This is a genomic window from Microbacterium sp. NPDC057659, assembly GCF_042799915.1.
Taxonomy (GTDB): Bacteria; Actinomycetota; Actinomycetes; order Actinomycetales; family Microbacteriaceae; genus Microbacterium.
This window is the reverse complement of record NZ_JBHVHU010000002.1, coordinates 383531-401049: the sequence shown is the minus strand read 5'-3', so window position 1 is coordinate 401049 and position 17519 is coordinate 383531. Positions and strand designations below refer to the sequence as shown.

At 69.2% G+C, this 17519-nt stretch carries 17 protein-coding genes and 1 tRNA gene; 7 read left to right on the top strand and 11 right to left on the bottom strand.

Annotated elements, in window-relative coordinates:
- Positions 1-12 precede the first annotated feature (12 nt).
- From pknB to ACFVAE_RS10485, 7 genes are all read right to left on the bottom strand, one after another.
- Positions 13-1707 carry a Stk1 family PASTA domain-containing Ser/Thr kinase gene (gene pknB / locus ACFVAE_RS10515; RefSeq protein ID WP_378891482.1) on the bottom strand — a complete coding sequence of 565 codons (1695 nt, stop codon included), beginning with the start codon at positions 1705-1707 and terminating at the stop codon, positions 13-15.
- A 66-nt stretch (positions 1708-1773) separates the two neighbouring features.
- Positions 1774-3513: a serine/threonine protein kinase gene (locus tag ACFVAE_RS10510; protein ID WP_378891479.1), complete on the bottom strand. Its 1740-nt coding sequence runs from the start codon at positions 3511-3513 to the stop codon at positions 1774-1776.
- Positions 3510-4967 carry a penicillin-binding transpeptidase domain-containing protein gene (locus ACFVAE_RS10505; RefSeq protein WP_378891477.1) on the bottom strand — a complete coding sequence of 486 codons (1458 nt, stop codon included), beginning with the start codon at positions 4965-4967 and terminating at the stop codon, positions 3510-3512. The genes ACFVAE_RS10510 and ACFVAE_RS10505 overlap by 4 nt, the downstream gene beginning before the upstream one ends.
- A gap of 69 nt (positions 4968-5036) precedes the next feature.
- Positions 5037-6419: an FtsW/RodA/SpoVE family cell cycle protein gene (locus ACFVAE_RS10500; protein WP_378891474.1), complete on the bottom strand. Its 1383-nt coding sequence runs from the start codon at positions 6417-6419 to the stop codon at positions 5037-5039.
- Positions 6416-7708 (bottom strand): PP2C family protein-serine/threonine phosphatase, encoded by a 1293-nt coding sequence (locus tag ACFVAE_RS10495; RefSeq protein ID WP_378891471.1) that lies wholly within the window; start codon positions 7706-7708, stop codon positions 6416-6418. The genes ACFVAE_RS10500 and ACFVAE_RS10495 overlap by 4 nt, the downstream gene beginning before the upstream one ends.
- Before the next feature lie 8 nt (positions 7709-7716).
- The gene (locus tag ACFVAE_RS10490) at positions 7717-8205 is read right to left on the bottom strand and encodes an FHA domain-containing protein (protein ID WP_378891469.1); all 489 of its coding nucleotides are present in this window, start codon (positions 8203-8205) and stop codon (positions 7717-7719) included.
- Positions 8202-8906, bottom strand: coding sequence for an FhaA domain-containing protein (locus ACFVAE_RS10485; RefSeq protein WP_378891466.1), 705 nt, complete (start codon positions 8904-8906; stop codon positions 8202-8204). Before ACFVAE_RS10485 ends, ACFVAE_RS10490 begins: the two co-directional genes overlap by 4 nt.
- 254 nt (positions 8907-9160) lie before the next feature.
- Here ACFVAE_RS10485 and ACFVAE_RS10480 point away from each other — a divergent pair.
- Positions 9161-9244: transfer RNA gene (locus ACFVAE_RS10480), tRNA-Leu, on the top strand.
- Between the two features lie 95 nt (positions 9245-9339).
- On the opposite strand, the gene ACFVAE_RS10475 is transcribed toward ACFVAE_RS10480, so the two are convergent.
- Entirely contained in the window at positions 9340-10281 is a 942-nt protein-coding gene (locus ACFVAE_RS10475; RefSeq protein ID WP_378891463.1) for a capsular polysaccharide synthesis protein, read from the bottom strand.
- Positions 10282-10405: 124 nt separating this feature from the next.
- Between ACFVAE_RS10475 and ACFVAE_RS10470 the strand changes: the two genes are divergently transcribed.
- Together ACFVAE_RS10470 and ACFVAE_RS10465 are read left to right on the top strand one after the other, a co-directional pair.
- Complete coding sequence (locus ACFVAE_RS10470; protein WP_378891461.1) at positions 10406-10837, top strand: VanZ family protein; 432 nt, start codon at positions 10406-10408, stop codon at positions 10835-10837.
- A gap of 9 nt (positions 10838-10846) precedes the next feature.
- A complete protein-coding gene (locus ACFVAE_RS10465; RefSeq protein WP_378891459.1) occupies positions 10847-11308 on the top strand; it encodes an ASCH domain-containing protein in 462 nt (153 codons plus the stop codon).
- A 9-nt stretch (positions 11309-11317) separates the two neighbouring features.
- Here the strand turns inward: ACFVAE_RS10465 and ACFVAE_RS10460 are convergent, their stop codons facing one another.
- A complete protein-coding gene (locus ACFVAE_RS10460) occupies positions 11318-12460 on the bottom strand; it encodes a S1C family serine protease (RefSeq protein ID WP_378891457.1) in 1143 nt (380 codons plus the stop codon).
- Positions 12461-12582: 122 nt separating this feature from the next.
- Here ACFVAE_RS10460 and ACFVAE_RS10455 point away from each other — a divergent pair, with 122 nt between their 5' ends.
- The 4 genes from ACFVAE_RS10455 (at position 12583) to ACFVAE_RS10440 (ending at position 14958) form a co-directional block, all read left to right on the top strand.
- Complete coding sequence (locus tag ACFVAE_RS10455) at positions 12583-12957, top strand: SHOCT domain-containing protein (protein ID WP_378891454.1); 375 nt, start codon at positions 12583-12585, stop codon at positions 12955-12957.
- Positions 12958-13055: 98 nt separating this feature from the next.
- The gene (locus tag ACFVAE_RS10450) at positions 13056-13451 is read left to right on the top strand and encodes a GntR family transcriptional regulator (RefSeq protein ID WP_378891451.1); all 396 of its coding nucleotides are present in this window, start codon (positions 13056-13058) and stop codon (positions 13449-13451) included.
- Complete coding sequence (locus tag ACFVAE_RS10445; protein ID WP_378891449.1) at positions 13448-14143, top strand: ABC transporter ATP-binding protein; 696 nt, start codon at positions 13448-13450, stop codon at positions 14141-14143. Before ACFVAE_RS10450 ends, ACFVAE_RS10445 begins: the two co-directional genes overlap by 4 nt.
- Positions 14140-14958: a hypothetical protein gene (locus ACFVAE_RS10440; RefSeq protein WP_378891447.1), complete on the top strand. Its 819-nt coding sequence runs from the start codon at positions 14140-14142 to the stop codon at positions 14956-14958. Before ACFVAE_RS10445 ends, ACFVAE_RS10440 begins: the two co-directional genes overlap by 4 nt.
- A 22-nt stretch (positions 14959-14980) precedes the next feature.
- Here the strand turns inward: ACFVAE_RS10440 and ACFVAE_RS10435 are convergent, their stop codons facing one another.
- Together ACFVAE_RS10435 and ACFVAE_RS10430 are read right to left on the bottom strand one after the other, a co-directional pair.
- Positions 14981-16537 (bottom strand): SLC13 family permease, encoded by a 1557-nt coding sequence (locus ACFVAE_RS10435; RefSeq protein WP_378891444.1) that lies wholly within the window; start codon positions 16535-16537, stop codon positions 14981-14983.
- Positions 16525-17514: an FUSC family protein gene (locus ACFVAE_RS10430; RefSeq protein WP_378891442.1), complete on the bottom strand. Its 990-nt coding sequence runs from the start codon at positions 17512-17514 to the stop codon at positions 16525-16527. Before ACFVAE_RS10430 ends, ACFVAE_RS10435 begins: the two co-directional genes overlap by 13 nt.
- Positions 17515-17519 lie beyond the last annotated feature (5 nt).

The following is a 17519-nucleotide window of genomic DNA, read 5'->3' as shown; positions in this document are numbered from 1 at the left end:
AGACGTAACGGGCTATTCGCCGCCGCCGCTGCAGTACTTCAGGTCGACCGTGGTGCCGATCGGCACGTCGCCGGGGGCGACCGACATGGACTTCACCGTCGGCGGGTTCGACGCCGGGCAGCTGTCGTCCTTCACCGGGTTGCCCGTCATGCCGAGCTCCTTCAGCCGCGCGGTGGCCGCGTCGAGAGTCCAGCCCGTCATGTTGTCGACGGTCATCACGCCGCTCGCCACCACGAGGTCGACCACGGTCTCCGGCGGCACCTCCGCTTCGGCGTCCTGGCTCGCCTGCAGCACCGTTCCGGCCTTGGCCGTCGGGTTGTTCTGGGTGCGCACCTCGCCGAAGACCAGGCCCGCGCCCTCGATCGCCTGCTTCGCGGCATCCTGCGACAGGCCCTCCAGCACCGGAACGGTGACGAGCTCGGCACCCGTGGAGACGTAGATCGTGACGGTCTCGCCCTTGTTCATGGTCTGTCCCGCGACCGGATCGGTGCGGAACACGTGATCCTCGTCGTACTCGGAGTTCGACTCGGTGACGACCTTCGAGAACAGATCGAGGTTCTCGAGCTGCTTCTGCGCGGACTCGGACGTCTGGTCGATCAGGTTCGGCACGGTGCGCGAGGTGCTCGGCACTTCGGGCGGACGCATGCTCATGCTGATCACCCAGAACAGCACCGAGACCAGCAGCACGGCGAGCAGCGCGACGCCGGCCCAGATCCAGGCCACCGGCGGGCCGGACTGCGTGCGGGTCATCGTCGTGTCTGTGCTCAGCTGACGCAGCGATCGGGCCGTCTCCTGCGCCTGGCGCGGGTTCGGGCCGTAGAGCTCACTGGTGAGCGCGCCGATCTCCTTCTTGCTCGGCGCGCGGCCGGAGACCGCACCGTCGAGTGCCTTGCGGAAGCTCGCGGCATCAGGGAAGCGCTGGTAGGGATCCTTCGCCATCGCGCGCAGCACGATCGCGTCGAGGCCTGCAGGAAGGGCCTCGTTGACCTCGGTGGGCGGCACCGGGGTCTCGCTGACGTGCTGGTAGGCCACGGCGACCGGCGAATCGCCGCGGAACGGCTGGCGGCCGGTGAGCAGCTCGTAGAGCACCACGCCGGTGGAGTACACGTCGGTGCGGGCGTCGACCGGCTCGCCCTTCGCCTGCTCGGGCGAGAAGTACGCGGCGGTGCCGATGATCTGCGTGGTCTCGGCGACCGTCGACGACGAGTCCGACACCGCGCGTGCGATGCCGAAGTCCATCACCTTGACGGCACCGGTCTCGGTGATCATCACGTTGCCGGGCTTGATGTCGCGGTGCACGACGCCGGCCCGGTGCGAGTAGTCCAGCGCCTCGAGGATGCCGTCGGTGTAGCGCACCGCGACCTCGGGCGGCACGGGGCCCGCCGCGATGATGTCCTTCAGCAGGGTGCCGTGCACCAGCTCCATCACGATGTACGGCGGCTCGCCGGCCGTGCTGCCGTCGGAAGGATCACCCGCATCGAAGACGCGGACGATCGACGGGTGCGACATCCGCGACGCGGCCTGCGCCTCGAGGCGGAAACGGGTGCGGAACGCGGCATCCCTCGCCAGCTCGGGATCGAGGATCTTGATGGCGACCTGGCGGCCCAGCGTCAGGTCGTATCCCCGATACACCTTCGCCATGCCGCCGTGGCCGATGATCTCATCGACACGGTAGCGACCGGCGAGGATCTGCGGCTCTGCTGACACGGGCTGCTTCCCCTCTGTGACGATCTCTGACTGCGTGATGTTGACCTCGGTGACGACTGATCCAGATTAGCCTGCGGGCGGCTGGTCGCCTGAACCATCGCCGATCAGCGCGGCCTGCACCGGGCCGGACTGGCCGGCGGGCGAGGCGCCCGAGGGACGGTTGTTGCAGAACGCCTTGTAGGTCGCGGTGATCGGCTGTCCAGCCGCGCCGGCGGTCACCTGTGCGGTGAGTTCGCCGGGACCGAAGCTCTTCACGGTCTCGGTGCCGCCCTCGAAGACCGCGTTGGTGAGCGTGACCTCGTAGGAGGTGACGTCGCCGGCGCCGGACGGGCAGCTGAAGGCGGCCCAGTTCAGGGTCGCCGGCTGGCCCTCGACCACCGGGTCGGTGCTGAAGGTCGGCGCCGTCGTGGGTGCGCCCACGGAGACCATGTCGGCGAAGAGCGTCAGCGTGATGATCGTGTCGAGCTTCACGGTGCCGGTCGGGTTGACGCTCTGCACGGTGCCGACCTTCTCCTGCGAGTCGGCCGGAGTGTTGCCGGTGGTGCAGTTGGCCTCCAGGCCCGCGGCCTTCACCTTGGCGGTGGCCGCGTCGCAGCTGAGTCCGACCAGGCCGGCGGGGACATCCGCGCGCGTGGGCGCCGGCGGGGTGGTCGGCGTCGGCGTGGTCGGCGGCTCCGCAGTGGTCTGCGTCGCCGTCGGCGTGGTCTTCTTCGGCTCCGGCGTGCCCTGGTTGTTGAACAGCGCGAACAGCGTGCCGCCGAGCACCAGCAGCAGCAGGACGATCAGAGCGATCAGCGGCCACGTCCACGGGCTGCGCTTCTTCTTCTCGGCCTCAGCCGCCTCGGCAGCCTCTTCTGCGGGCAGCGGGGCCGTGGTCGGCATGATGCTGGTCGAGTCGTCCACGCCGAGGATGCGGGTGGCGTCATCGGCGCCTGCCGCCGCAGCACCGGCCGCGATGGCAGGCACGGCGATCGCAGCGGAGTTCAGGTCGCCGCGGCGCAGCGCCTGCGCGGCGCGGGCCACCGTCGCGGCCGAGGACGGCCGGTCCGCCGGCTTCTTGGCGATCATCGCCATGACGAGGTTCTGCACCGGCTGCGGCACGGTCGCCGGCAGCGGCGGCGGCTGCTCGTTGATCTGCGCCATCGCGATGGCGACCTGCGACTCGCCCGTGAACGGGCGCTTGCCTGCCAGGCATTCGTAGGCGACGATGCCGAGCGAGTAGATGTCGGTCGCCGGGGACGCCGGGTGGCCGGATGCCTGCTCGGGCGACAGGTACTGCACGGTGCCCATCACCTGGCCGGTGGCCGTCAGCGGCACCTGGTCGGCGATGCGGGCGATGCCGAAGTCGGTGATCTTCACGCGCCCGTCGGGCGTGATCAGAAGGTTGCCGGGCTTGATGTCGCGGTGCACCAGGCCGGCGGCGTGCGCGGCCTGCAGCGCGGAGGCGGTCTGCGCGACGATGTCGAGCGTCTTGTCGGCGCTCAGCTCGCCGTCGCGCTCGAGCAGCGTCGAGAGCGCCTCGCCGGGCACGAGCTCCATGACGAGGTAGGCGGAGCCGTTCTCCTCGCCGTAGTCGAACACGCTCGCGATGCCCTCGTGGTTGACGAGCGCGGCATGGCGGGCCTCGGCGCGGAAGCGCTCGAGGAAGCCCGGGTCGCCCATGTACTCGTCTTTGAGGATCTTGATGGCGACGATGCGTCCGATGACGTGATCCGTCGCCTCCCACACCTCGCCCATGCCGCCGATCGCGATCCGCGACTGCAGCTCGTAGCGACCACCGAACGACACACCCTGCGTCGGCCTCATCTGCCCAGCACCGCCTCTATGACCTTCTTCGCAATCGGAGCGGCGATCGCATCGCCGGATCCGGACTGACCCTTACCACCGCCGTCTTCCACGACGACTGCAACCGCCACCTCGGGGTTCACCGCCGGAGCGAATCCCGTGAACCACAGTGTGTACGGTTTGGACTTGCCGTTCTCTGCCGTGCCCGTCTTACCGGCCACATCGACTCCGTCTATTCTTGCATTCTGCGCGGCGCCATCCTTGACGCTCGCGACCATCGCCGCCGTCACCGCAGCAGCGGTGTCCGCGTCCACGGCGCGGCCGTATTCGGTGTTCTCGTACTCCTTGTGCACGGCGAAGTCATCGCCGATCACGGAGTCCACCATCCGCGGGTTCATGACGACGCCGCCGTTGCCGAGACCGGCCGACACCATCGCCATCTGCAGCGGCGTCGCGGTGACCTGCCCCTGGCCGAAGCCGGTGAGCGCGGTCTCCGGCTTGTTGAGGTCCTTCGGGTACGACGACGGCGTCGACTTGAGCGGCGTCTCGAAGGAGCTGTTGAAGCCGAACGCCTCGGCGGTCTTGCGGATGCGCTCGTCACCGAGCTCGACCGCCAGCTCCGCCATCGGGATGTTGCAGCTGAGCTTGATCGCCTGGGCGATCGTCACGGTGGGACCCGAGCCGCAGGTGCCGCCCCAGGCGTTCGAGATCTGCGTCTTTGTGCCCGGCAGCGTGTAGCGGGCCGGGTTAGGCAGCGTGGACTCCATCGTGTAGTCGCCGCCGTTGACGGCGGCGGCCGCGACCACGACCTTGAACGTGGAACCGGGAGGGTTCAGGTCGCCGCCGATCCCGCGGTTGTAGAGCGGGTTCTTGGGGTTCTCGTCGAGCGCGTTGTAGGCCGCATTCGCGGCATCCGCGTCGTGCACGGCGAGCGTGTTCGTGTCGAAGCTGGGCTTCGAGACCATCGCGAGCACGCGACCGGTCTTCGGTTCGATCGCGACGACAGCGCCCTGCAGATCGCCCATCGCGTCCCAGGCGGCCTTCTGCACCTTCGGGTCGAGGCTGAGCTCGACGCTGAGGCCCTGCTGCGGCTGGCCCGAGAATATGCGCTCGATCTCGGCGAAGAAGGCGCTCGAGCCGGTGCCGGAGAGCTCGGCGTTGAGGGCCTTCTCGATGCCCGTCGCAGAGCCGAGCGCGGGGTTGAAGTAGCCGGTGACCGGCGCCCACATCGGGGCGTCCTTGTAGACCCGCTGGTACTGGTACTTGTCGTCTGCCGGCGTCGACGAGGCGATCGCCGTGCCGCCGGCGATGATCGCGCCGCGCTGGATCTGGTAGCTGTCCAGCCGGGTGCGGGTGTTCTCGGCGTTCTGCGCGAGCGAATCGGCGGCGACCACCTGGATCCAGCTGGTCGCGACGAACAGAGCGAGGAACATCGCGAGGATCACGACGGTGAGGCGGCGCAGTTCTTTAGTCATGCGACACCCCCTGGGGTGGAGTGCAAGCCGGTCCCTGAGCGAGGAGCGGAGCGACGAGACGAAGGGTGGTCATCCGATCACCACCCTGGGCTGGCGGCGCACGCCATCGCTGATGCGCAGCAGCAGCGCGACGATGAGCCAGTTGGCGACCAGCGACGAACCGCCGGCCGCGAGGAACGGCGTGGTCAGGCCGGTCAGCGGGATCACGCGGGTCACGCCGCCGACCATGATGAACACCTGCAGGGCGATGGTGAACGACAGGCCGATCGCGAGCAGCTTGCCGAAGTCGTCCTGACCTGCGAGGCCGATGCGGATGCCGCGGCTGACGAACACCATGTACAGGCAGAGGATGGCGAACAGGCCGACGATGCCGAGCTCCTCGCCGAGGCTGGGGATGATGAAGTCGCTGTGCGCGAGTGGGGTGATGTCGGGGCGACCCTGGCCCCATCCGGTGCCGATCAGCCCGCCGTGCGCGAGGCCGAAGATGCCCTGCACCAGCTGGTAGCTGCCACCGAGGCTCTCGATCAGCGCCGGATCGAAGGCGTGCAGCCAGGCCGAGAAGCGGCCCTGCACGTACGACAGCACCTGCGCGGCGAGGAAGACGCCGATCGCGACGCCGGCCAGGCCGATCAGCACCCAGCTGGTCTTGCCGGTGGCGACGTAGAGCATGGCGATGAACATGCCGAAGATCAGCATTCCGGTGCCGAGGTCGCGCTGGATGACGATGATGCCGAGCGAGAGCGCCCAGACCACGATGACCGGGCCGAGATCGCGCATGCGCGGCCAGGTGATGCCGAGGAACTTCTTGCCCACGGTCGCCAGGCTCTCGCGGGTGCGCACCAGATATCCGGCGAAGAAGATCGCCAGGCAGATCTTCGCCAGCTCGCCGGGCTGGAACGAGAACAGTCCGCCGACCGACACCCACACCTGCGCGTTCGCGTCGGCGATGCGCAGACCCGGGATGAACGGCAGGATCAGCAGTACGAGTCCGGCGAGGCCGAAGATGTAGGTGTACCGGTAGAGCACACGGTAGTTGCGCAGCGCGATCACCAGCGCGATCGCGAGGGCGATCGAGATCGCCGTCCAGACCAGCTGCTTGTTCGAGTACGCGGCCCAGCCGATGAACTTCTCGGCGATGTCGAGGCGGTAGATCATCGCGATGCCCAGCCCGGTGAGCAGGGTCGCGATGGGCAGCACGAACGGGTCGGCGTCGGATGCCACGACCCGCAGCACGATGTGCAGGGCGAACACCAGCACGGCGAGACCGCCGCCGATCACGAGGATCATCGGGTCGATGCGGTCCAGCGCGCCCAGCTGCACGAGGGTGAGGGCGAAGCCGGAGATCGCGCACGCGAACAGCAGCAGCCAGAACTCGCGGTTGCGCTGCTTCTGCGGCTGACGGATCTTCTTCAGCGCTTTGACGACGGTGGTGTCGGCGGTCACGGAGGTCATGGTGTCGGCACCCCGCTCGGAGTCGGAGTCGGCGTGGGGGTCGGGGTCTCGCCGGTGACCTCGTCGGCATTGGCGCGCAGACGGTTCACGATCGCCTCGGCATCCGAGAGGGAACGGGCGTTGATCGTGCGCTCCACGGCCGAGCGCTGGTAGGGCGGCAGGTCGGCGAGCAGGATCTGGGTGTCCTCGATCTCGGTGGAGAGCGTGAACGGCCCGATGCTCTGCTGCACGCCGCGGAAGATCACGACGCTGTCGTCGTCGGCGCCGACGAAGTAGCGGGTCTGCGTCCAGTTGTAGGCGATGAATCCGGCGCCCACGAGCAGCGCGAGTGCGGCCACCAGCGCGGTGATCCAGCCGATCCGGCGGCGGCGCGAGCGGCGGCGGTCCTCCTCGATGAGCTCCTCGAGGTAGTCGGCGGCCGGCTCGAAGTGGGTGGGCTCGTTGGCGGCCTGACGCACCGGGTGCAGCCATCCGGTGAGCGTCGACCGGGCGGCCGGCACGATGACGCCCTGCGGGTTGGCGGCCGAGCCGACGACCGTGGGCGTGCCGGACGACAGCGGGTGCGCCCCGCCGACGTCGACGAGCACCATGGTGACGTTGTCGGGGGCGCCGCCGTCGAGCGCCTGCTTGAGCAGGATGTCGGAGGTGCGACCGGGTGCGAGGCCCAGCCGCATCGCCTTGGCGATGTGCAGCTCGTCGACGACGCCGGAGAGGCCATCCGAGCAGATCAGCCAGCGGTCGCCCGGATGCGTGGGCATGACGAACATGTCCAGCTCGGGGTCGATGTCCATGTCGCTGAGCACGCGCATGAGCACGGAGCGACGCGGGTGGTAGCGGGCCTCTTCGGGAGTGATGCGGCCGGAGTCGACCAGGCGCTGCACGAAGGTGTGGTCGGCCGAGATCTGGGTGAGCTCGTCGTCGCGGAACAGGTAGATGCGCGAGTCGCCGATGTGGCCGATGACGGCGTAGTCGTCGACCATGATGATCGCGCTGAGCGTGGTGCCGAGGCCCGCCAGCTCGGGGCGGTCCTTCGAGGCGCGCACCAGATCGGCCGCGGCGGTCGTGGCCGCCGCCTGAAGCTCCGCCTGCGCGTCGTCGGTGGACTCGTAGGCGTGGTCGAGGCCCTCGATGCGGTGGATGGCGATGCTCGACGCGACGTCTCCGCCGGCGTGGCCGCCCATGCCGTCGGCGACGACGAACAGGTTGGCCCCGGAGTATCCGGAGTCCTGGTTGTTGGAGCGGACCTTCCCGGTGTGGGAGATCGCTGCGCTCGAGCCCTCGAAGACCATGTCCGCGGTCAGGCTCGCAGCTCGAAGGTCGTGGCGCCCACCTTGATGGGCATGCCGATCGAGATCGGGACGGGCGGACCGGTGAGGCGCTGGCCGTTGAGGTAGGTGCCGTTGGTGGACTCGAGGTCCTGGATGGTCCAGGTGCCGCCGCGCGGCACGAGGCGCGCGTGGTGGCTGGACGTGTAGTCGTCGCGGATGACGAGGCCGGATTCGCTGGAGCGGCCGATGCTCAGCGGCTCGGTGCCGAGCGGCACCTCGAGCCCGGCCTTCGGGCCGGACGTGATGACGAGCTTGGTGGCGGTCGCCGTGGTCGCCGGTCCCGTCGAGCGCGCCTTGGCAGGCGCGGCGGGAGCGGATGCTGCGGCTTCGCCGGCGGGCATCTTGCGCACGCGCACGCCGAACAGGTCGGCCCGCAGGGAGTAGATGACGCCGAACACGAAGAACCACAGCAGCACGAGGAACGCGATGCGCAGAAGAAGGAGGACGAGTTCGCTCACGAGATCGTGCCCATCGCGCGGGTGGCGTCGTCGCGGCCCGCGACGGCGATCACGCGGAAGGTGAGATCTGTGCGGCCGATCATGAAGGTCGTCTCGGTGGGCAGCGCCGCCTCGCGGATCTTCTGCCCGTCGATCTTCGTGCCGTTGGTGGAGCCGAGGTCGCGCAGCAGCGCACGCTCGCCGTCCCAGAGGATCTCGGCGTGACGCCGGCTGGAACCGGCATCCGAGATCGTGATGTCGGCGTCGCTGCCGCGGCCGATGACGGTGCGCGCCTTGGTGAGCGGAACACGGCGACCGCCGACCTCGACCACGCCCTGCCAGGAGACCTTGCCCTGCACGGAGCCGGAGTCGACGCGGACCGTGCCGGTGCTGAGCTTGTCGTCGGCCTCGAGCCGGATGGTGAGCGGGCCGGCGAAGCTGTAGCCCTGCGCGGTGGCGTGCGAGGTCATCAGCGCGAGCAGTTCGTCGGTGAGGGCGCTGCCGAGTGCCTGCATCCGCTGGGCGTCGTCGGAGGCGAGGCGCACCAGGTACTCGTTGGGCGCGATGATGCGGTCGCGGCTGACGACCGCGGCCGTCGTGTCGGCCTCGCGACGCAGGGCCGAGGCGATCTCGACCGGCTGGACGCCGCTGCGGAAGGTCTTCGCGAACGCGCCGTTCACGGCGCGCTCGAGACCCTTCTCGAAGCTGTCAAGTAGTCCCACTGGGCTCCTAAGGCATGGCTGACCGGTACGCACATCGTAGCCAGCCCGGCTGAGTGAACGCCTCTGCCCCTGGTCGTGGCGCGGATGTGCCCGCGAGAACAGGACATTCCGCGGGACCAGGATGTTTGTCGAGATCTCACCCTGTTCCGGGCGTTCCTCCTGTTCTCGTGCGGCGCGGGCCAGTGCTCGGGCGTGTTCAGCGACGCCGAAAACGCGTGTTAGGCTTGTGCGGTTGGTTCGTCACGGACCGACATGCGCGAGTGGCGGAATAGGTAGACGCGCTGGCTTCAGGTGCCAGTGCCTGCAAGGGCGTGGGGGTTCAAGTCCCCCCTCGCGCACAGACGAGGAGGACCCCGGGTCGATGACCCGGGGTCCTCCTCTTTTGCGTGCCGTGGATGGCACCTCGACAACAGGGCGCCACGCGGCCGACGGATCACCCCAGATAGTCCCGTGTGAGGTGCTCCAGGACGGATCCCTCCGGAACCGTGTCGTACTTGTAGCTCAGCTTCTGCAGCGGGGCAATGTTCACGATCGTGTCCAGTGTCTGCGGCCGCCACGGCTGCATCATCTCCAGCTGCAGCAGGTGAGCGTCGGCGGCGGACAAGAACGGTGTCGCGCTCCACTGTCCGCGCAATTCGGGGACCAGGGCCTGGAGCACCTCGAACACGCGGTGATAGAGGAAGTATTCCGGCAGATCGTCGTTCTCGTCCCACCAGGTCTCCAGCGCCATGCGCTGCATCGCGATCAGCGGCGAACCAGGATGCGACGCGATGAACCAGTTCGCAATGGCCCGTCGCGTCCAGCGCGGGAAGACCGTGCCGCTCCGAAGGTACTTTCCCTGCAGTTCCCCGTCGAGGCTGCGACCCACCCAGGCGGTCGCATCGACCCAGATTCCGCCGTGCACCTCCAGCAGTCTGGTACGGAGGTAGTCGGAGAAGTGCGCGGGGCGCTCCTTCTCCAGCAGCTGCTCGATCCGTTTCGGCACGGTGATCAGCTCCCGAACCGACGCCCCGTCGAGAACCCGCAGTGCGGGGTAGACGCTGCGCAACTGCGCGACGCAGGCCTGCACGAGGGGCGGCGCAGTGTGGATCGGTCTGTCCCAGTAGGTGAAGACGCGATCGGAGGGCGCAGGAAGGTTGCGGTAGCGGTGATCCTCCCTCGCACGCCAGCTCGCCCAGACGGGAGGCTCCGGCGGCAGGCCGGCGGCGACGCGCAGGGTTGCGAGTCGAGGCTTGAGCAGGTCGATGAGCCGGCCGTACGTCTTCAACGCGGCGGCAGGATCGATCGTGTCGACGAACCGTCCGGCGCGCTGCAGCTGCGCCTGCACGCCGGTGAGGACGCTCTCCGGTGTGACTTTGCTCGCGTGCCCGGACATACCCCGGCCTCTCGATCGGCCTGCTCGACGGGCACGATGACCCCATCGTTCGATCCGAGCCTAGTGCCGTCTGCCCTCTCAAACGCATACGCTCCCGCAACATCCGCTCGCGTGAACTGAAAGCATGAGCACTTCCTTCGGCCCCCGCATCGTCGCCACGTTCATGACCCTTGGCGCGGTCCTCGCACTCACGTTCTCACCCCGGTGGATCGTGGCGCCGGCGAGAGGGCTCTTCATGCGAGTGGCGCGTGGCTGGGCGGGGCCGGTCGTCGAGCCGATGACCTTCCTGCAGGTCGAGAGCACGCTCAACGCGCTCCTGTTCGTGCCGCTCGGCGCCGCGCTCGCACTGCTGCTGAGCCGCCGATGGTGGATCCTCGCGCCGATCATCGCGTTCGCGATCTCGTTCGGGGTGGAGATGATGCAGAACCGCATCCCCGGCCGCGTGCCCGACATCGGCGACGTGATCTGGAACACCGTCGGCGCGGTCGTCGGCGCGGCGCTGGCCGGCCTCATCCGCCTGGTCGGCGATGCGATGCAGCATCCGCGGCATCCGTAGAGTCGTCCTGTGGAAGAGAACCCCGAGATCGACGCGTACTGGCGCGCGGCGCGCGCCGCGCACCCCGAACTGCCGGATGCCGTACCCGAGGCGTGGGGCTTCGGCGCGACACCCGAGCATGCCGACAGCCTGCTCGAGCTCGTCCTCGCCGGCGTGAAGACCGGCACCGCGTCCTCCCTCTGGGACTACGAGGCGACGGATGAGCCGTTGCCCGCGGAGGGCGACTACAGCATCATCCTCGACGGGGCGGGCTCCCCTCGCGCGGTCATCCAGACCATCTCGGTGCGCACCGTCCCCTTCGACCAGGTCGGCGCCGAGCACGCCTTCGCCGAGGGCGAGGGCGACCGCACGCTGCGGGCCTGGCGCCACATCCACGAACAGTACTGGCGCGAGAACTCCGAGAACCCGCGCGGCTACGAGCCCGACATGCCCGTCGTCTGCGAGATCTTCCGAGTGGTGCACCCGAGCTGACGCCCGGGGTCAGGACGCCGGGTTCGGCTGCAGCGTGACCTTCACGGAGCGGGTCTTCGACTCGCGCAGGAACGTCACCTCGACCTCGTCGCCCGGTGCCGCGCGCACGGTGACCGCCGCGAGGTGCGCGGCGGTGGGCGCGGACTGACCGCCGATCCGGGTGATCAGGTCGCCGACCCGCAGCCCGCCACGGTCGGCGGAGCCGCCGTCGACGACCGAGGTGATGACCAGCCCCGGCGGCACGCCGAACTGCGCGGCGGCGTGCGGCGTCAGCGTGCTGACCTCGATCCCGAACGACGGATGATCCACCCGACCGCTCGCGACCAGCTCGTCGGTGATCGCCTGAACCGTGTCCGAGGGCACCGCGAACCCGATGCCGATGCTGCCGCCCGAGCCGTTGCCCTCACTGTCGGGAACGGTCGAGATCGCCGTGTTCACGCCGATCAGGCGCCCGTCGCAGTCGACCAGCGCGCCACCCGAGTTGCCCGGGTTGATCGCGGCATCCGTCTGCAGCGCGCCCGTGATGACCGTGACGCCGCCGTCGCCGGTGGGCAGGGTCAGGGAGCGGTTCAGCGCGCTGATGATGCCGGCCGTCACGGTGTTCGACTGCCCCAGCGGCGCGCCCAGCGCCACCACCGGCTGACCGGTGCGCACCTGCGCGGAGTCGCCGAAGCGGATCTGCGGCAGCCCGCCGTCTCGCGAGACCTGCAGCACCGCGAGGTCGGTCTGCGGATCGCGGCCTACCAGCTCCGCGTCCAGCCGCTCGCCGTCCGCCAGGGTCACCGCCAGCGTGCCGGTGACCCGCGTGCCGGTGACGGCGGGTGCGATCACGTGGTCGTTGGTGACGATCAGCCCGCCGGAGTCGATCACGGCACCACTGCCGTTACCGCTCCCCCGCTGCCCGGTCGCCCACACCGTGACCACAGACGGCAGCGCGCGCTCCGAGACCGAGATCGCGTCACAGGCGCCCGCACCTGCCGACCCGTTCAGGATGCCGGAGCCGATGAGCCCGCCGCCGATGCCGAGCGCGACAACGGCGACGCCGGCCCCGGTTGCCAGTGCCCACGGGCGTCGCCACCACGGTGCCCGGACGGACGCGGCATCCGGCTCCGCGGCATCCGCTCCTGTCGAACCCGACTCAACGTCGCTCATGATGGCTCCGTCCCGCCTCTTCTGGCTCGATTATGGCCCGGATCGCTCGTTTCGCACCCCACATCGAACACCGAAACCGCTAACGTTCGAGACAACGGGTTCCACCGACGAAAGGGATCGACATGAACTTCTGGGACTGGCTCTGGATCTTCTTCGAGATGTTCATCTTCATCGCGCTGCTGATGGTTCTGTTCACCATCTTCAGCGACCTGTTCCGCGACCGTGAACTCAACGGCTGGTGGAAGGCGGTGTGGATCATCTTCCTGATCTTCGTGCCGTGGCTCACCGCGCTGGTCTATCTGATCGCCCGCGGCAAGGGCATGGCCGAGCGCAGTGCTGCGCAGGCACGACAGGCGCAGCAGGCCACCGACGCGTACATCCGTCAGGCGGCGGGCAAGAGCGCCGCGGACGAGATCGCGGATGCGGCGAAGCTGCTTGCCGCGGGCACCATCACCACCGAGGAGTACGAGAAGCTGAAGGCCAAGGCTCTCGCCTGACGACCTGCGACCTGCCGCCGACCGGGCATCCGGCGGCGGCAGGTCTTTTCATGTCCGGCTGCTTGCATCTGTATTAGTGTCGTAATACAGTAAGACACATGCAGATCGACGAGTCCCGGCCCATCTGGGCGCAGCTGGTCGACGAGTTCCGTCGGCGCATCGCCGCGGGCGAATGGGCGCCCGGGACCAAGGTGCCCTCCGTGCGCGAACTCGCCCTCGAGCTGGGCGTCAACCCCAACACCGTGCAGAAGGCGCTCGGCGAGGTCGACCGACTGGGCCTGACCACCACCGAGCGCACCGCCGGCCGCTTCGTCACCCGCGACGAGCATGCCGTCGCCGACGGACGCGCCGCGCTCGCCGCAGCCACCGCCGACGGCTTCGTCGCGGCGGCACGCGGCATCGGGATGACCCTCGCCGAGGCATCCGACCTGCTCGCCCTGCGCTGGACGCAGGGCGACGCACCCCACGACATCGACAGAAAGGATGCCCGATGAACGCCATCGAGATCACGGGCCTCACCAAGTCCTACCGGGGCCGGCCCGCGCTGGCGGGCCTGGACATCTCGCTCGCGCCGGGCCAGATCGTCGGCCTCATGGGTGACAACGGCTCGGGCAAGACCACCCTGCTGAAGATCCTCGCCGGCGTGCTCGCCGAGTGGGACGGCGAGGTGCGGGTGAGCGGATATATTCCCGGACCGGAATCCAAGGCGCTGGTGTCGTTCCTGCCGGATGCCTCGTTCCTGCCGGACTCGCACAGGCCGGCCGACTCCATCGCCCAGTTCGCCCGGTTCTTCGCCGACTTCGACGAGGCCAAGGCCCGGCAGATGGTCGACTTCTTCGGCCTGCCCTGGGACCGCACGCTCAAGGAGATGTCCAAGGGCATGCGCGAGAAGCTGCAGATCTCGCTGGCCATGTCACGCCGCGCGAAGGTCTACCTGCTCGATGAGCCCATCTCGGGCGTCGACCCGGCCTCGCGCGACGTGATCCTGCGCGGCATCCTGTCGAACTTCGACGAGGACGCGCTCATGCTCATCTCCACCCATCTCATCCAGGACGTCGAGCAGATCGTCGACTCCGTCCTGTTCCTCCGCGAGGGCGCAGTGCTGCTGCAGGGCGGCGCCGACGAGCTGCGCGGCGAGCACGGCGTCAGCCTCGACGCCCTCTTCCGAAAGGTGTACGCATCATGATCGCCACCCTGTTCGGGCAGGAGTTCCGCTCCACCAGGAAGAATCTGCTCGCCGTGATCGGGACCGTGGTGCTGGTCGCCGCCGTCTCGCTCGTGTTCGCCGCGCTGAACGTGCCGATCCTGGGCGGCATCGGCCTGTACCTCGGCATCGTGGCCTTCATCCTGCTGGTGCCCATCGTGCTGGTGGTGCTCGCCGAGAACTACTGGCGCACGATGTACGGCCGCGAGGGCTACTTCACGATGGCCATCCCGGTGCGCGGTCGTACGCTCTTCACCGCGAAGCTGCTCTACGGGCTGGTCGGCTCCTTGATCGCGCTCGTCGTGACTGCGGCCGGGCTGCTGGTGGGCGCCGTCGTCTTCGCGATGCCGCAGAGCGACGACCCCTGGGGGCTCGTCGTCGACGGCCTCTCCGCTGTCGAACCGTGGATGGTCTGGCTCGGCGCGCTCTCGATCGTCCTGCAGCTCGCCTATCTGGTCGTCGCAGGCTCCGCCATGATGACGATCGGTGCCGAGGGCCGCTTCAACCACCTCGGGTTCGGCTCTCCGGTCATCGGCGCGATCGTGCTGTACCTCGTCATGCAGATCGTCACGTTCATCGGCATCCTGTTCATCCCGTTCGGCATCCGCCTGAGCGGACCGGATGCCGGGCAGCTGGTGCCGCAGAGCATGCTCGACGACGTGATGAAGGCGATCGACAACCCGGGCTACCAGCCCGAGGTGCTGGGTCTCGGCTTCGTGATCACGACCCTCGTCGTGATGGTGGTGCTGGCCTGGTGGGGCGCGCGCTCGGTCGAGCGGCACACCTCGCTGCGCTGAGCACGCTGACCACCCGGCCGCCTCAGAACGGCCAGATCAGCGGCACGACGAAGATCGCGACCGCGGCGAACAGCAGCAGGCACGGCAGGCCGAGCCTCCAGTAGTCGCCGAACCGGTAGCCGCCCGGCTCCTGCACCATCAGGTTGCCGGGCGTTGCGACCGGGGTCAGGAAGGATGCCGCGCCCGCGACCGTGATCGCCATCATCATGGGAAGCGGGGAGACCTGCGCCGACTCGGCGACGGCGATCGCGATCGGCGCGACGATCAGCACCGTGGCGAGGTTGCTGATGAACTGGCCCAGCACCATCACGACCACGACGATGCCGGCGAGCAGCATCGTCGGGGAGCCCTGCCCGAACCACGACAGCAGGGTGTCGGAGATCAAGTCGGCGGCGCCGCTGGTCTGGATCGCGGTGGACAGAGGGATCATGCCGGCCACCACCACGAGCGTGGTCAGTGAGATCGAGCGCTGCGCCTGGCCGACGGTGATCACCCGTAGGCCCACGAGCAGCGCGCCGGCACCCATCACCACGATCGCGGGCGGCACCAGACCGGTGGCCAGCAGCACGCACATCGCGCCGAGGATCGACACGGCCACCGTGGCGCGCGTGTTCCAGGCGACGGTGCTGCGGCGCAGCCGGTCGGGGTCCTCCACGCTGACGACACCGCGCTGCGTCGCGCCGCGGCCGAGCTCGTCCCAGGCCCCGCGCACGACGAGCACGTCGCCGGCGCGCAGGTCGGTCGCCTCCACCTGCGATCCGCCGCGCTGCACCGCCTCGATCATGAGGTTCGCCGATTCCATCTGCATGCCGGGGAACACGTGGTCGCCGATGTAGGGCGACCGCGGCGGGATCACGATCTCGGCGAGGCCGTAGTCCGCACCCGCAACCGCCACCTTCGGGTCCAGCCCGTACTGCGCCGCGATCGTCGCCGCATAATCGCTGAGGTCGGAGGGGGCGTTCGCCGGCGTGCGGTGCGGCAGCAGCTTCGGGCCGAGCAGCACGCAGATGATGATCACGCCGACCAGCAGCGGAACGCCCACGATCGCGAACTCGAAGAAGCCGAACGCCCGGTCGCCGGCGTTCACGGACAGCTCCGAGACCAGCACGTTGATCGGCGTGCCCAGCATGGTCAGCAGCGAACCCGCGTGCGCGGCGAAGGCCACCGTCATCAGCATCTGCGAGGGAGGCTGCTTGATCCGCGCTGCCAGCGCGACGGCCACGGGCACCAGCGCGGCCACCGCGCCGTTCACGCTGATCAGCGCGGTCAGCAGTGCAGACAGCAGCATCAGCGCGATCAGCACCGCCGACTTCCGATCGCCGACGCGCCTGGTCAGCTGTTGACCCGCCCAGGCCGTGACGCCGGTGGCCTCGAGGGACTCGCTCACCACGAACAGCCCCGCCAGATAGACCACGATCGGATCGCCGAACCCGGCGATGGCCTGCTCGAAGGTCACCGCGCCGAAGGCGTACAGGGCGAGAGCCACCAGCAGCGCGACGAGGGGCGCGGGCAGGCGGTTCGAGATGAAGACGACGATCGACGCCCCAAGGACGACGAAGGTGGTGATCAGCGGGTCCACGATGCGGATCCTTCCGGCCGGTTTCGGGAGAACAGGTGCGCGAGCATCCGCTCGGCGGGGTCGGCGACGGCCATCAGGACGATCGCGATCGCGACGGCGAGAAGAGCGGATGTCAGGCGCTGGGCGCCCAGAAGCGTCGCATCCGCACCCGGCACGAGCGTGCCGAGCAGGATGACGGTGCCGGCGATGAACGCGATCGCGAAGGTGGCGCGGCGCTGCAGCGAGTAGGCGACGGTGAGCACGGCGCCGGCGAACACGGCGATCAGCACCAGCCACGGCGGGGTGAGCAGCCCGATGAGCACCGCGGCGACGGCGCCCGCCGCGGTCGCCGCGGCGTACCGCAGCGCCTCGGCGGTCGAGCCGCGACCCGGCACGAACACCAGGCAGAACGCGAGCAGTCCCCAGTTGATCCGCCCCATGCCCAGCGCCGGCCCGAGCAGGAGAAGCACAGCGCATCCGATCGCGAGCAGCACCGAGTGCACCATGGCGCGGGTCGTGTCCAGCGGCTGCGCCACCGGCACGATCTTCGCGAGCCTGGCCACGCCGATCATGAACGCGGCACCGATCAGCGTGGCGACTGCCACCGTCCACGCCGAGCTCCCCGCCGGCGGGATCAAGGCGTAGAACACCAGGATCGCCGGGGCGACGGCCACGGCTCTGGCATCCATCCGGGTGATCGGCGCCTGAGCCAGACAGCACAGCACCACTGCGATCAGCAGCGGCACCGGGCGTGGGCCGATCAGCACACCGGCCGCAGAGACCGCGGCGAACCAGACGGCGCTCGCCGCCTGCATCCCGAGCGGAAGCGAGCGCACGACCGCCGAGGTGAGCACGATGCCGAGGTAGAGCGCCTGTGCCGCGAGGGCGCCGGCGAGCAGCCAGGCGGCGCCGACGGGGATGATCGCGACCACGACGGCCACGGCCGACAGCAGCAGAAGGCGGCGCCCGTCGGCGGGTGCCCCCTCTGAACCGCTCATCGTGC